The sequence below is a fragment of the Chryseobacterium sp. CS2K3 genome, assembly GCF_059515185.1.
The window spans coordinates 468,412-481,521 of record NZ_JCAKRW010000001.1; the positions used below are offsets into that span (position 1 = coordinate 468,412).

At 36.4% G+C, this 13,110-nt stretch carries 17 protein-coding genes; 7 read left to right on the forward strand and 10 right to left on the reverse strand.

All coding sequences use genetic code 11. The annotated features are described in order from the left end of the window. Window positions 1-14 precede the first annotated feature (14 nt). The 5 genes from AC5YGG_RS02150 to AC5YGG_RS02170 all read right to left on the reverse strand — a co-directional run bounded on the left by AC5YGG_RS02150 (window position 15) and on the right by AC5YGG_RS02170 (window position 4,961). Window positions 15-923, reverse strand: a complete 909-nt coding sequence (locus AC5YGG_RS02150) for a DUF6268 family outer membrane beta-barrel protein (RefSeq protein ID WP_496142766.1) — start codon at window positions 921-923, stop codon at window positions 15-17. A 124-nt stretch (window positions 924-1,047) separates the two neighbouring features. Continuing rightward, window positions 1,048-2,241: a multidrug effflux MFS transporter gene (locus AC5YGG_RS02155; RefSeq protein ID WP_496142767.1), complete on the reverse strand. Its 1,194-nt coding sequence runs from the start codon at window positions 2,239-2,241 to the stop codon at window positions 1,048-1,050. Between the two features lie 167 nt (window positions 2,242-2,408). Next, window positions 2,409-3,230, reverse strand: a complete 822-nt coding sequence (locus tag AC5YGG_RS02160; RefSeq protein WP_496142768.1) for a helix-turn-helix domain-containing protein — start codon at window positions 3,228-3,230, stop codon at window positions 2,409-2,411. A 97-nt stretch (window positions 3,231-3,327) separates the two neighbouring features. After that, window positions 3,328-4,380, reverse strand: a complete 1,053-nt coding sequence (gene thiL / locus AC5YGG_RS02165) for a thiamine-phosphate kinase (protein ID WP_496142769.1) — start codon at window positions 4,378-4,380, stop codon at window positions 3,328-3,330. A gap of 86 nt (window positions 4,381-4,466) precedes the next feature. Continuing rightward, window positions 4,467-4,961 carry an acyl-CoA thioesterase gene (locus tag AC5YGG_RS02170; RefSeq protein ID WP_066690256.1) on the reverse strand — a complete coding sequence of 165 codons (495 nt, stop codon included), beginning with the start codon at window positions 4,959-4,961 and terminating at the stop codon, window positions 4,467-4,469. 116 nt (window positions 4,962-5,077) lie between these two features. On the opposite strand from AC5YGG_RS02170, the gene AC5YGG_RS02175 reads away from it, so the two are divergent. Together AC5YGG_RS02175 and AC5YGG_RS02180 are read left to right on the forward strand one after the other, a co-directional pair. Further along, window positions 5,078-6,280, forward strand: coding sequence for a BaiN/RdsA family NAD(P)/FAD-dependent oxidoreductase (locus tag AC5YGG_RS02175; protein ID WP_496142770.1), 1,203 nt, complete (start codon window positions 5,078-5,080; stop codon window positions 6,278-6,280). A gap of 11 nt (window positions 6,281-6,291) precedes the next feature. Beyond that, a complete protein-coding gene (locus AC5YGG_RS02180) occupies window positions 6,292-6,723 on the forward strand; it encodes an energy transducer TonB (protein WP_496142771.1) in 432 nt (143 codons plus the stop codon). On the opposite strand, the gene AC5YGG_RS02185 is transcribed toward AC5YGG_RS02180, so the two are convergent. From AC5YGG_RS02185 to AC5YGG_RS02200, 4 genes are all read right to left on the reverse strand, one after another. Continuing rightward, window positions 6,720-7,097, reverse strand: coding sequence for a ribosomal maturation YjgA family protein (locus AC5YGG_RS02185; RefSeq protein ID WP_496142772.1), 378 nt, complete (start codon window positions 7,095-7,097; stop codon window positions 6,720-6,722). The genes AC5YGG_RS02180 and AC5YGG_RS02185 overlap by 4 nt on opposite strands. Window positions 7,098-7,172: 75 nt before the next feature. Beyond that, window positions 7,173-7,829 carry a thioredoxin family protein gene (locus AC5YGG_RS02190; RefSeq protein WP_496142773.1) on the reverse strand — a complete coding sequence of 219 codons (657 nt, stop codon included), beginning with the start codon at window positions 7,827-7,829 and terminating at the stop codon, window positions 7,173-7,175. 7 nt (window positions 7,830-7,836) lie between these two features. Further along, on the reverse strand, window positions 7,837-8,325 hold the full coding sequence (locus AC5YGG_RS02195; protein WP_496142774.1) for a TlpA family protein disulfide reductase: 489 nt from the start codon (window positions 8,323-8,325) through the stop codon (window positions 7,837-7,839). 74 nt (window positions 8,326-8,399) lie between these two features. After that, a complete protein-coding gene (locus AC5YGG_RS02200; protein ID WP_496142775.1) occupies window positions 8,400-8,684 on the reverse strand; it encodes a hypothetical protein in 285 nt (94 codons plus the stop codon). A 266-nt stretch (window positions 8,685-8,950) separates the two neighbouring features. Between AC5YGG_RS02200 and AC5YGG_RS02205 the strand changes: the two genes are divergently transcribed. The 4 genes from AC5YGG_RS02205 to AC5YGG_RS02220 all read left to right on the forward strand — a co-directional run bounded on the left by AC5YGG_RS02205 (window position 8,951) and on the right by AC5YGG_RS02220 (window position 9,767). Then, window positions 8,951-9,106 carry a hypothetical protein gene (locus AC5YGG_RS02205; RefSeq protein WP_496142776.1) on the forward strand — a complete coding sequence of 52 codons (156 nt, stop codon included), beginning with the start codon at window positions 8,951-8,953 and terminating at the stop codon, window positions 9,104-9,106. A 28-nt stretch (window positions 9,107-9,134) separates the two neighbouring features. Then, a complete protein-coding gene (locus AC5YGG_RS02210) occupies window positions 9,135-9,290 on the forward strand; it encodes a hypothetical protein (protein ID WP_496142777.1) in 156 nt (51 codons plus the stop codon). 139 nt (window positions 9,291-9,429) lie between these two features. After that, complete coding sequence (locus AC5YGG_RS02215; RefSeq protein ID WP_496142778.1) at window positions 9,430-9,594, forward strand: bacteriocin; 165 nt, start codon at window positions 9,430-9,432, stop codon at window positions 9,592-9,594. Between the two features lie 17 nt (window positions 9,595-9,611). Next, the gene (locus AC5YGG_RS02220) at window positions 9,612-9,767 is read left to right on the forward strand and encodes a hypothetical protein (RefSeq protein WP_496142779.1); all 156 of its coding nucleotides are present in this window, start codon (window positions 9,612-9,614) and stop codon (window positions 9,765-9,767) included. Window positions 9,768-9,804: 37 nt separating this feature from the next. Here AC5YGG_RS02220 and mutS read toward each other — a convergent pair whose 3' ends face one another. Beyond that, window positions 9,805-12,393, reverse strand: a complete 2,589-nt coding sequence (gene mutS / locus AC5YGG_RS02225; protein WP_496142780.1) for a DNA mismatch repair protein MutS — start codon at window positions 12,391-12,393, stop codon at window positions 9,805-9,807. 124 nt (window positions 12,394-12,517) lie between these two features. Between mutS and AC5YGG_RS02230 the strand changes: the two genes are divergently transcribed. Further along, a complete protein-coding gene (locus tag AC5YGG_RS02230) occupies window positions 12,518-13,048 on the forward strand; it encodes a GNAT family N-acetyltransferase (protein WP_496142781.1) in 531 nt (176 codons plus the stop codon). The last annotated feature ends 62 nt before the right edge of the window (window positions 13,049-13,110 follow it).

A 13,110-nucleotide genomic window follows, 5' to 3' on the forward strand; every position in this document is an offset into this window, starting at 1 on the left:
CTTTCCTCATTATATTATGGCAGGTTCCAACGTAAAGAAACTGCTAAGTAGAAAGTACTGGAAAACTTCGGATCTGCCATTTTTTGATCTTTAAAAATGCTTTTGATCTTTCTTTCACTTTCATTAAAGCTCCTGACCAGAGTTGAACCTCCTGTAACTCCTAAGCTCAGTTTATCTGAAAGCTTTATCTCCGGTCTGAGCCCAGCCGTAATCTGCTGATAACCAAACATGGTAGATTTTCCGTCCTTATTTCTCTCTACCACCATTCCACTAAGGTTGACTACCGCTTTTAAAGTAAGAACATCCGAGAATTCATATCCTGCTTCAGCTCCTTCCGGAAAATTAAGTTTAAATTTCACTTTTCCATTTGTTTTCCAGTCAAAATAAATCCAGGGTAAAACCATTGGCGGTCCAAACGCAGTAGTAAGCACCGGTCCTGCCCCTAAAGCAAGATTAGGATTAAAATGCCTGATAAATAAAACTCCTCCCTGTCCCAAAATATCATCAGAGCTTATCTTTTCAAGATCAGTATACAATCCCACAGACGCCATCATCATCATACTCCACTTTTTTCCCAACGGACGTATATGTTGTAAACCGACCTGGGCATTCAGCAATTGATCAGGAAACAACGGTGTTTCGTAGTTTTTGTGAGACATTTTTGCATAAGATCCACTAAGCAGCATAGACCATGCTTTTACCCTTCCGGCACTGTCTTTCTTTAAAGATAACGGGATACTCAAATTCAGCGTTGCTCTTTTAAAATCGCTTTTGGAATCTGTTTTAAGGCTATCTTCAGGACGTATATAATTGGATGAAGGAATATATTCGGTTTTAAGTTCCGCAGAGATTCCTGATTGTGCACTCACCCAGTAGCCCAACGGCAGCAGACAGCAAAAAGCCGTCAAAAGGTTTCTTTTCATATTCTAAATTTTATGCAAAGAGAGTCCTTTGACGGTTTTTCACAAAAATTACTTGATTAAGTGCAGATCTATGATGACCAACAGATAAAGTAAGAGGATAATGTTTTTAAGTATTTCTGAATATCTAAGCAAATGCTCTGATACTTCTCAGTGAACGGTAAGCAAACCATACCGCAAGGACGGCAATTAAAGCTCTTGTTGCTACCATCGGAATGATAGATTGAGCTTCCATTAATCCTACAATTCCGGAAATAATAAAGGTAACCATAAGCTGCATAAAGCCCATCAATGCTGCTGCAGTACCACGTCCTTCTTTAAATGATGATAAAGCGTGAGCAGACGTAATCGGGAACAAAATTCCTATTGCCAGCAATGAAATATGCAGCAGTATAATTTCCAATCCTACTGATAACTGATACATCGATACCAGAATATGCAGACAGCATGCAGAGAACAGGATAACCGTAGCTATAAATTTTAATCTGGTTTCTTCAATTCTTTTAATTAGTCTCGGAGTAATATAAGCCGCCAGAATCAATGCTACAGAATTGAAGGCAAATATAAGCCCGAAAACTTCACTGGAAAAACCGTGTAATTCCATAAAAAGAAATGGAGCATTGGAGATATAAATAATCAACGATGCAAAAGCAACACTTCCTACCATGGTATTGCTTATAAAGTCTTTATTGGCAATAATTACTTTAAGCTGCTCCATCAGGTTTGTTCTTTCTTCCGTGTTTTCATCTTTGGATAGTAATCTTGCATTGGTTTCAGGAACGCATTTATATACGAGAATAAATGTAATGATCCCTAGTATTACCAGAAAGGCAAAAGAACTGTTCCAGCCCCAGTATTTAAGAAACACACTCCCCAATAATGGAGCAATAATGGGTGCCACTCCACTGATCTGAGTCTGCTGAGAAAATATAGCCACTGATTTTTGTTTATCATAAAGATCTATGATAATTGCTCTACCGATAACGATTCCTGCACTTCCTCCGAATGCCTGAAGAAAACGCATTGCCCATAAAACATAAATATTTGAGGTAAAATAAATGGCTGCAGCTCCTACAATAAAAAGGAAAAGCCCGCAGTATAACATGGGTTTACGACCTGTTTTATCAGACAAAGGTCCCCACAATAATTGTCCGAATGCAAACCCGGCAAAGAAAACTGAAATAGATACCTGGATATGCCCTATATCGGTATTAAAAATTTCTGCCATACTTGGGAAAGCGGGGAGATAAAGATCTATACTTAACGATTCTAATGTGTTGAGCAGTGCCAGAATAAACACTACAATACCTAACTTCTTCATAAATTGTAAGCCTCTGCAGGCGATTTTTTTCAGGGTGCAAAATTGCCTTAAAAAGTAAATGCTTACAATAAAACAACTGAAGGAAGTATAGGACAAAGTGAAGATTAATACCTTAAAAAAGATGAAATTTATCAATTTTAAACCTTCAACAATGTAAATATTGAAGATTATCTTTTTTCATTATTCTTAAAATAATCCGGTGTTTGCCCTGTATGTTTTTTGAAAAATCTTGAAAAATATGAAGTATCGTTAAAACCTAGTTTGAAAGCAATTTCCTTCACAGTAAGCGCTCCAAAGCTGAGTTCTCTTTTAGCTTCTAGGATAAGACGTTGCGAAATCATTTTTTTGACCGTGGTTCCTCTTAAAAGGCGTAGAATATCATTAAGATGATGGGTGGTTATTTTTAATTTTTCAGCGTAGAAGCTGGTTTCTTTATGCACAATATAATGCTTCTCAATAAGCCCTACCAGTTCCTGAATACGTTGGCGGTCATTAAATAAAGGCTCTTTGGTCTTAATTTGTTCGCCAATGATGATACAGAATGCTTTCAAATATGCCTTTAAAAGTTCGGTTCTGGCTGCACCTTTATATTCCTGTTCTATTAATGATATGATTGTGCTGCAGGTTTTTTCATTGTCAGGATTTAAAAAAAATGGAAGTTCGCCTCCTGTAAGTACCGATTCTATATCACAGGCTTCTGTGAATATTTCACGGCTTATAGCCATTGCATATCCCTCTTCTCCTTCTATTTTCATATTGAAAGCCTGTCCCGGTGCAATGATGCAGATTTGATTGTTATCAAGCTTATAACTTTCAAAATCCAGTTCCAGATGGCTGTATTCATACACTTCCCTGAACCATATAATTTCAAAAAAATTATGCCTGTGAACGTCATGAAAGTTCTCTGGTCCTGCTGCACTCAGAGTACTCATCTGAAATTCTTCAGAGGTAAGATGGTGAACCGGAATTTCTTTTTCTGGAGTAATCATTACTATTTTATAAAATCGTTGGGCTATAAACAAAAACCACAGCAAAAAAAGTGCTGCGGTTTTCTACAATATTTAAAATTAAATATAATTTTTCGGTTTATTGGTTTAAAAAAGCATCCCAACCCTGAGCTGTAAGAGCCACTAGCTGATTGGATCCTCTTGCGACCATGAAGTTTCCTTCTTCTTTGTCTACCGCATGTCCAATGATGGTAAAATCCGGATGATTTTTAATTTTATCAAAATCATTTGGTGAAATCGTGAATAGCAATTCATAATCTTCACCACCACTTAATGCAGTCACTACAGGGTTTAAGTTCATTTCATCCGCTGTAGAGATGGTAAGACTATCTAATGGTACTTTTTCTTCATACAATCTGAATCCTACTTTCGACTGGTCAGAAAGGTGAAGAATTTCAGAAGCTAAACCATCTGAAATATCAATCATAGAAGTTGGTTTGATATCCAGCTCTTCCAGAATTTTTTTAACATCTGTTCTTGCTTCAGGTTTCAGCTGTCTCTCCAGAATATAATCGTAGCCTTCCATTTCCGGTTGCATATTCGGGTTGGCAAGATATACTGCATGTTCTCTTTCCAGTATCTGAAGTCCCATGTATGCTCCTCCTAAATCTCCTGTAACCACAAGAAGATCATTGGGTTTCGCACCACTTCTCTTCACAATATTTTCTTCAGCTTCAATTCCTACGGCGGTGATGCTCATTACCAATCCGGCATTGGAACTGGTAGTATCGCCTCCGATAAGATCTACTTTATATCTTGTACAAGCTGCCTGAATTCCTGCATAGATTTCTTCTAAAGCTTCCACCGGAAAACGGTTGGAAACGGCAAGAGAAACCAAAATCTGTGTAGGAACAGCATTCATTGCTGCGATATCACTCAGGTTTACCACTACGGCTTTATAGCCTAAATGCTTTAAAGGAACATAACCTAGGTTAAAATGTACCCCTTCTGCCAAAACATCAGTCGTAAGAACCACTTTTTTATTGCCAGGATTAATAACTGCCGCGTCATCTCCTACTCCAAGCACTGAAGAGTCATTGGATAATGGAAAATGTTCCGTCAAGTGTTTTATAAGACCGAATTCTCCTAATTTTGATATGGGCGTAAGCTCCTGCGATTTATCTTCAAACATATTTTTGTTGTATTAATGTACAATGTAAAACGTATTCATGACCTGAAGTCTTTCATAACATTGAACCCTGAACTTTAAACTCTGAATTACTTGGTAAATTCTGCCGGATCAATATTATGTGGGTGGAAAGGAAGTTTTTTAAAATCTTCTTTTGATAATACCACCGTTTCCGGGCTTTTATATTTATTCATTGCTTCCACTACATCATCCGGTGGAGTCGTCATTTTTCTAAGCATCATATCGATCCATACTCCTGTTGCTTCAGAAGTAGCACAATGTACTCCGTCCGGTGTATAGAACTTATGAACAAAACGATAAATAGATGAATCTTCCGAACATCCGTCTATCTCTACACTTACAATTACCGTCTGATCTGCATAGATCTCTTTAAAGAAAGAATACCTTTCGTGAAGAATAACAGGACCGATTCCCCATCTGCTCAACTGGGTAACTCCCATTTTCTCTTTAGTCATAAAAGCCATTCTGGCTTGTGCACAATATTGTACATATGATGAATTGGCTAAGTGCTTGTTAGCATCAAGGTCGCTCCATCGCACTTCAAATTTATGGTAGAAAATCATATGAAAATCGTTTTTGGTAATATTAAAATAATAATCTTCAAAAATACTCAAATAAGATGGTTTATAAAAATTGTACTTTTGAAAAAATAATCTTCAGCATAAGATTACCCCTATACATGAAACAGATCATTATTATCGGAGGTGGTGCTGCAGGCTTTTTCTGCGCATCCAACCTTGACGAAAAGAAATATACAATTACGATTTTAGAACAGAATTCTGATGTTCTTCAGAAAGTGAAAATTTCCGGAGGAGGACGATGCAATGTTACGCACGCCTGCTTCGATCCAAGGGAGCTGGTGCAGTTTTATCCGCGCGGAAACAAGGAGCTGCTAAGTGTTTTCACAAAGTTTCAGCCGGGAGATACCATGGAATGGTTTGATCAGCGAAATGTTCCGTTAAAAATAGAAAACGACAACAGAACTTTTCCGGAAAGCAATTCTTCGCAGACCATCATCAATACTTTTTTGAATGAAACCCAGAAGAAAAACGTAACCGTAAAAACAAAATGTACGGTAAAAGAGATTGAAAAACAGGATGAAAGATATATCGTAAGAACGAATTCCGGTGATTTTGAAGCAGACTATATCGTTTATACGACGGGAAGCTCTCCGAAATCGTTGAAAATCATTGAAAATCTGGGACATAAGATTGTAGATCTTGTTCCTTCTCTTTTTACATTCAATATTAAAGATGATTTGCTAAAAGACATTCCGGGAACAAGCTTTGAAAATGCGGGAATTTCTATTCCTAAGCTGAAAACTGACGAAAGCGGTCCGCTACTGATTACCCATTGGGGACTTTCCGGTCCTGCCGTTCTGAAGATTTCAGCATGGGAAGCTATAAGTCTTGCGAAACTTAAATACAACTTTGAAATAGAGGTTAATTTTATTTCTGTGGCAATGGATGATGCAGAAGAAACTTTTCAGAATTTTAAACAAAGTAATCCTAAAAAGACTATTGGACAGGCAAAAATATTTGAGGTAACAAACAGGTTCTGGCAGAAAATTCTTGAGATTTCAAAAGTGGACCTGAATAAACAGGTTGCCAATATCTCAGGAAAAGAAGCTCAGAAAATTCTTGAAAATCTTTGTAGGAAAAAATTCCAGGTTACAGGGAAATCTACTTTTAAAGATGAATTTGTCACTGCGGGAGGTGTTGATTTAAAAGAAATTAACTTCAAAAACATGTCTTCAAAACTTCTTCCTAATTTTTATATTGCCGGAGAGGTCTTAAATATAGATGCTGTAACCGGAGGTTTCAATTTCCAGGCATGCTGGAGTGAAGGATGGCTGATAGCACAGGATTTGAATAGTTTATAAAAAACCTGTTTATGAAAAAACACACTTCAATTCTATATCAAGGATTTCTTACCATAGTGTTTGCTGTTGCAATGCTCTGTTCTGCTTCTGTTTCAGCTCAAAAAACCACTTCAAATATTCCTGCATCTGATTCTGTAAAAACTTTTAAAAATCCTGAATTCCCTGGTGGACATGCAGCCTTCACGCTAGAGGTTCTCAGGTATTTCCGTACATCTGTTCCTGCCAGCTTAAACATCAAAAGAGCTGAAGCTACCGCTACTTTTATTGTAGATACAGACGGTGTAATGAAACAGTTTGCTATAGAATCCTCCCAAAATGATGTAGTTAAAGAAGAATTTTTGAGAGCATTGAAAAAGATTAATAAAAAATGGATCCCTGGGGAAAAGAATGGAGTTCCGGTAAGAACGGTAATGAGACAGCCTTTGGTTTTTCTGCTTAATTAAAACTTCGGATTAAGTTTTACAAAAAAATAAAGCAGCAGACATCCCGCAGCATAGCACAATATATCAATCCAGGAAAATGAATTTCCAATAACAATATACATCAGGCTTCCCTTTCGGAAGCCTAATTTTTCTGCAATATTAAAGTATTGGGCAAATTCCAAGAGGCAGGAAAAAATTAAAATTCCAAGGATAAGTTTTTCATTATTTGACCTGAAAAAACTTTTAATCAAAGTATAGAGAAGCATTACTACGATCACATCTCCAAGATAGGCACGCACAAAGAAGATATCCTTTAGTTTTGTGGCAATTAAAACCTCGATAAGGAAAATAAAAATCGAGATAAGGAAATATTTCAGGCTAAACTGGAGCTTCATGTTACTGTTTTATTAAAATTCAGGCATAAAAAATCGGCATTTATAAAAACACCGATCATTATGTGAACAAATATATTATTTCTTTACTTTGATTGTACATCCAATGGCAACACTTTTTGTAGTTTTCACCGGCTCTCCTTTTATCAAGGCATTTACAGCATCCTGAGCGTAGTATTCTGATACATCATTCGGATTGTCATAATTATTATCGATAGCCCCGATATATTTTACGATGTTTTTACCATTTTCTTTTTGTAGAATAAATACATGCGGTGTTTTGGTTGCTCCATACTGCGGATAAATTTTCTGTCCTTCATCTACTAAATACGGAAATGTAAACCCTTTCTGCTTAGCTCTTTCAATCATCTGCTTATAGCCGTCTTCTGGTTGTGCATTAGGATCATTAGGATTGATGGCAATTACAGGATAGCCCTGATTTTTATATTTTTTATCCAGCTCAATAATTCTGTCTTCGTATTTCTTGGCATACGGGCAGTGATTGCAGGTAAATATCACGATAAATCCCTTGGCTGTTTTAAAATCGCTCAGCGAAACCATTTTACCATCGATATTTTTAAGCTTAAAATCCGTGGCTTCATCTCCTACTTCGTAACCTTTAGCAACAGAAGTTTTCTCTTTCAGGGGTTTATTTCCATCGTGATTTACTGATGTAAAGCTTAACAAACTCAGCCCGGTAATAATCGCAGTTGCTAAAATTTTCAGATTTTTCATAATATTGTTATTGTAAATTTTCAGTAATTGTTTTTTCAAGCTCTTCCTTGCTCATTTCACCATCATTGAAGTATACTTTTTCTCCCTCTTTATAAAATAATGTGACCGGAATATTTCCATCCCAGTCTTTTTCAAAACGAGGAATCCATGTGTTCATCCTTTTAATATCATCCAGCAAAACAACCTCAGCGGTAAGATTTTTATTTTTAATGAATTTCAATACTCTTTCTTTATCTACAAGCCTGTCCAGAGAAACCAAAATCATTTTAAAATTGGAGTTTCCCATGTATTTATTATTGATTTCCATAAAATGAGGAAGTTCCTTTACACAGGGAGCACAGGTTGTAGCCCAAAAGTTAACCACAAGAACCTTGCCCTTTTCTTCCTGAATGCGTTTTTCCAGATCTTCATATTTCAAAACAGATACATCTGTCTGCTGTGCTTTACAAACCGAACAGAATACAAAAACGAGCAGTATTTTTAATAGATTCTTCATATTCAAATTTAATAAATAATTGTAAACCAGAAATCTGCCCAGTTATTCTCACACTGAAAATTTAGTAAGGATGTTTATTTATTTTTAGTTTTTGATTTAGACACAGGAGCTCTTCCAACATGAACCATTGTTCCATTTACACAATATCTTGATCCTGCTGGTCTGGGATGCTTTTTGTCAAACTCTTCCTGAACTTTTTTAATAGAATCATCCCGCCTTTTAACTATTGATAATGAATCCATATATGCTTGATATACTACTGCTACAGAATCATGAATTCTTTGTTCTGCTCTTTCTTTAGCGGCTTTATTACATGAGGATAGTGAAATTAATAAGAATGCTAAAAATATTTTTTTCATGATTGGTTTTTATGAATTCGAAAGATACAATTTTTGATTTATTCAGTATAAAATCCTATAAACTGAGTTTGGCAATACAAAAAAATAACGATTTGATTTTTTTTTTCAGTGACAAAATATAACCATTTACAAAACAAACACTTACTATAAAAGGAAAAGCGGACTTGTTTTTCACAAGTAAGAGAATAATTAACTGTTAAATTTATCACAGATTGTAGATTTATTAAAAAATTCCTGTATATTCGTGTAAACTAAATATAAAAACCATGAAAAATTCAGAAAACAAAAAAAGAAAATTAACAAACACAGAATTAAAAGAAATTAATGGAGGGGCTGGTATAAGATGCCGTGCAGGATTCTGTATCAGTGATTCAGGATTACTTGAGCCGGGTCTTATAGGGGAAGGTGGACGTTGCTGCTAATCTACATTTAATTTAAAAGAAAATTATCATGAGAACATCAAACATTCAAAAGAAAAAACTGACAAAAAAAGAGTTGAAAGAAGTCAACGGAAGCGGTAGACTTTGCTATGAAGGATTCTGTCGTACAGGCGAATTTGAAGAATGGCAACTTGGTGCCGGAGACAAAAACGGATATTGCTGTTAGTCAATAACGATATTGAAAATGGTTGAAGAGTGATCTTCAATCATTTTTGTTTTTACAGGAGTTCCTCTGACACAAAAAACACCTTAAGACAATAAATTACATTCACTAAACATACCTAATTCACCAAATTAAAATTATTATGAAAAAATCAGACAATCAAAAAAGAAAGCTTAGTAAAAATGAGCTGAAAGAGATCAGTGGCGGATTCAGACCTGTCTGCCCACGAGTAATAAGCTGTACAGACCGTTATACGGGAGAAGAACGTTCAGGGGTTCCTGGTATCCAGGATGGACTTTGCTGTTAATCAAAAATAAAACAAAAATGAAAAACAACATCTTAAAAAGAAAGCTCACAAAGACTGAGTTGAAAGAGATTAACGGTGGCGCCGCCAATTGTGCAGAAGGTTTATGCAAACTCAGAGGAGTAAGTCATTTCCTTATCATCGGACCGAGAGGCAATGATGGTTATTGCTGCTAATTAAATGTTTGATCTTATAAAAAGAAAAATGATTGGATTATCCTCCAATCATTTTTTTTATCGTATTTAGCTTCATTAAAGCTTCAATAGGCGTTAAAGTATTAATATCAATCTTCTTCAACTCTTCACGGATATTTTCTAAAACCGGATCATCCAGCTGAAAGAAAGAAAGCTGCATATTCTCTTCTGTCACTCTTTTGATGTTCTCTGACGTTCCTCCATCCTGCGTTCTGCTTGCTTCAAGGGTTTTCAGGATTTCATTCGCCCTGTTTACTACTTTTGAAGGCATTCCTGCCAGCTTTGCAACATGGATACCAAAACTGTGTTCACTTCCTCCCGGAATCAGTTTTCTCATGAAGATAATATTCCCTTTATTTTCCTGAATAGAAACATGGAAGTTTTTCACACGTTCAAAATTCACGGTCATTTCGTTCAGTTCATGGTAGTGCGTGGCAAATAAGGTTTTTGCCTGTGTTGCGTGCTGGTGAAGATATTCAGCAATAGCCCAGGCTATTGATACTCCGTCATAAGTAGAAGTTCCACGCCCTATTTCATCCAAAAGAATAAGACTTCGTTCTGAAATATTGTTCAAAATATTAGCAGCCTCATTCATTTCCACCATGAAGGTAGATTCTCCGGCTGAAATATTGTCGGTAGCCCCTACTCTTGTAAAAATTTTATCCAGCAGTCCGATCTCAGCGTGCTTTGCAGGTACAAAGCTTCCAATCTGAGCCAAAAGACATACAATTGCCGTCTGACGCAGGATTGCAGACTTACCCGCCATATTCGGTCCTGTAACCATGATGATCTGTTGAGAATCTTTATCCAGGAAGATATCATTCGGAATATACTTTTCTCCCAACGGAAGGGCATTTTCAATGATCGGGTGTCTTGCTTCTTTTAAATCAATCGCATACCCGTCATTCAGAATAGGTCTGGTATAACTTTCAGAAACTGCCAATTCAGACAGTCCGGCGGCTACATCAAGCTGTGCAATGATATTGGAGTTTCCCTGGATCTGATCAATATAGACCATCGTTTCCGAACATACATTTCTGTATAATTCGTTTTCCAGAACTCCGATTTTTTCTTCGGCGCCAAGAATCTGGTTTTCGTATTCTTTTAATTCCTCCGTGATATATCGTTCAGCATTTACAAGGGTTTGTTTTCTTACCCAGTCTGAAGGAACTTTATCTTTATGTGTATTTCGAACTTCAATATAGTATCCGAAAACATTATTAAAATCAATTTTAAGACTTGAAATGCCTGTTCTTTCAATCTCTCTCTGGCACATTTCATCCAGAAATCCGCGTCCTTTGCTCTGAAGGTTTCTCAGTCTGTCCAGTTCTTCCGAAACACCATCTTTGATAACATTTCCTTTAGCAATGCTTACCGGAAGTTCTTCATTAAGACGATTTTGTAATAAATTAATGAGTTCATCAAGATCAAATAACGGTTCAAGCCAAGCCAAAACATCAGCATGAGGATGCAATAATGCCTTGATTTTATGGATATTGATTAAACTTTGTCGTAAATACCCCAATTCTTTTGGTGATATTTTTTCTGCAGCAAGCTTACCCATCAAACGATCAAGATCGGAAATAGACTTCAGGAGTTGTCCTACTTCATATTTCAGATGATCATTTTCATTTAAAAAGTCAATCAGGGAAAGTCTTCTTGAAATTTCATCCACAGACTTTAAAGGAAGAATAATTCTTCTTCTCAATAGCCTTCCTCCCATTGGAGTAGATGTTTTATCGATGATATCTAATAAAGATTTTCCTTGTGGGTTGCTTGGGTAAACAATTTCAAGATTCCTTAGGGTAAAGTTATCCATCATCAGGTAATCTTCCTGAGGAATAACCTGAAGTTTTGTGATGTGAGACAACAGGTTATGATGGGTATCTTCTACCAGATAGGCAAAAATAGCCCCTGCTGCTGTAATCGCAAGAGGAAGATTTTCCACCCCAAAGCCTTTTAAAGAATTCGTTTTAAAATGACCGGTTAGTTTTTCGTAAGCAAAATTATATTGAAAAGCCCAATCTTCAAGCTTGAAGGCATTTTTATTCTTAATCTGTTCAGGAAGCTGTACACTTCTTTGGAAAATGATTTCGCTGGGATCAAAAGTATTTACAATATGCAGTAACTTCTCAATGTTTCCTTCACTTACCAGAAACTCTCCTGTTGAAATATCAACCAAGGCAATTCCGTATTTTTCCTTCTCTTTGTGTAAGGAAAGCAGGAAATTATTCTTCTTGGAATTTAAAACCTGATCATTGAATGTTACTCCCGGTGTTACCAGTTCTGTAACTCCTCTTTTCACAATTCCCTTCACCATTTTCGGGTCTTCGAGCTGATCACAGATTGCTACTCTCATCCCGGCTCTTACCAGTTTCGGAAGATAGGAATCTATGGAATGATGCGGAAAGCCGGCAAGCTCTACACTTCCTTCTCCATTATTTCTTTTGGTAAGAACAATACCCAAAACCTGAGATGTTCTCACTGCATCCTGCCCAAAAGTTTCATAAAAATCTCCTACTCTGAATAGTAAAAGCGCATCAGGATACTTTGCCTTGATGGTGTTGTACTGAGTCATTAACGGAGTTTCCTTCTTCGATTTTGCCATAGTAAAAAATGAGCCCCAAATTTAGAAAAATAAATTCAGGGTTAGAGAATTGTTTCATCGTTTATCCCCGAATAAACTTTTCTTTGTCAGTAATAAATCGTATTTTCACCATAAAATCACATCCATGGAATTTCCTGTTTTAGAAACCGAAAGGCTTATTTTACGACAGCTTACATTGAACGATACTGAAGATTTATTTGAGTATTTTTCTCAAGATCAGGTAATGGAATATTATGATCTTGAAGCTTTTAAAACAACTGATGATGCACAAAAAATCATTCAGCACTTCAACAGTCAGTTTGAAAAAGGAAAGGGATTCCGCTGGGCATTAGAATTAAAATCCAACCAAAAGGTGATTGGTACGTGTGGATATCACAATTGGTATCGGGAACATTTCAAGGCAGAAATAGGATATGAGCTTAATCCGCTTTTCTGGCGACAGTCTTATATGAAAGAAGCGATTCTTCCTATTCTCACATACGGTTTTGAAAGCATGAGATTACATCGTGTAGACGCCTTTATTGACCCTTCCAACATTTCCTCCGAAAAACTTTTAACTTCATTAAGCTTTCTGGAAGAAGGAACTCTCAGAGATTATTTTTTCGAAAAAGGCAAGTTTGTAGATGCCAAGATCTTCGGGTTGATTAATAAATAGAATGCTTTTTAAGGCTGGAAGCTGGAAGAATGAGGCTGGAAGTTTCTATTTGACGGAAAACT

Coding starts and splice junctions, on each gene's coding strand:
- AC5YGG_RS02150 (WP_496142766.1), bottom strand. CDS start 923: ATGAAAAGAAACCTTTTGACGGCTTTTTGCTGTCTGCTGCCGTTGGGC.
- AC5YGG_RS02155 (WP_496142767.1), bottom strand. CDS start 2,241: ATGAAGAAGTTAGGTATTGTAGTGTTTATTCTGGCACTGCTCAACACA.
- AC5YGG_RS02160 (WP_496142768.1), bottom strand. CDS start 3,230: ATGATTACTCCAGAAAAAGAAATTCCGGTTCACCATCTTACCTCTGAA.
- thiL (WP_496142769.1), bottom strand. CDS start 4,380: ATGTTTGAAGATAAATCGCAGGAGCTTACGCCCATATCAAAATTAGGA.
- AC5YGG_RS02170 (WP_066690256.1), bottom strand. CDS start 4,961: ATGATTTTCTACCATAAATTTGAAGTGCGATGGAGCGACCTTGATGCT.
- AC5YGG_RS02175 (WP_496142770.1), top strand. CDS start 5,078: ATGAAACAGATCATTATTATCGGAGGTGGTGCTGCAGGCTTTTTCTGC.
- AC5YGG_RS02180 (WP_496142771.1), top strand. CDS start 6,292: ATGAAAAAACACACTTCAATTCTATATCAAGGATTTCTTACCATAGTG.
- AC5YGG_RS02185 (WP_496142772.1), bottom strand. CDS start 7,097: ATGAAGCTCCAGTTTAGCCTGAAATATTTCCTTATCTCGATTTTTATT.
- AC5YGG_RS02190 (WP_496142773.1), bottom strand. CDS start 7,829: ATGAAAAATCTGAAAATTTTAGCAACTGCGATTATTACCGGGCTGAGT.
- AC5YGG_RS02195 (WP_496142774.1), bottom strand. CDS start 8,325: ATGAAGAATCTATTAAAAATACTGCTCGTTTTTGTATTCTGTTCGGTT.
- AC5YGG_RS02200 (WP_496142775.1), bottom strand. CDS start 8,684: ATGAAAAAAATATTTTTAGCATTCTTATTAATTTCACTATCCTCATGT.
- AC5YGG_RS02205 (WP_496142776.1), top strand. CDS start 8,951: ATGAAAAATTCAGAAAACAAAAAAAGAAAATTAACAAACACAGAATTA.
- AC5YGG_RS02210 (WP_496142777.1), top strand. CDS start 9,135: ATGAGAACATCAAACATTCAAAAGAAAAAACTGACAAAAAAAGAGTTG.
- AC5YGG_RS02215 (WP_496142778.1), top strand. CDS start 9,430: ATGAAAAAATCAGACAATCAAAAAAGAAAGCTTAGTAAAAATGAGCTG.
- AC5YGG_RS02220 (WP_496142779.1), top strand. CDS start 9,612: ATGAAAAACAACATCTTAAAAAGAAAGCTCACAAAGACTGAGTTGAAA.
- mutS (WP_496142780.1), bottom strand. CDS start 12,393: ATGGCAAAATCGAAGAAGGAAACTCCGTTAATGACTCAGTACAACACC.
- AC5YGG_RS02230 (WP_496142781.1), top strand. CDS start 12,518: ATGGAATTTCCTGTTTTAGAAACCGAAAGGCTTATTTTACGACAGCTT.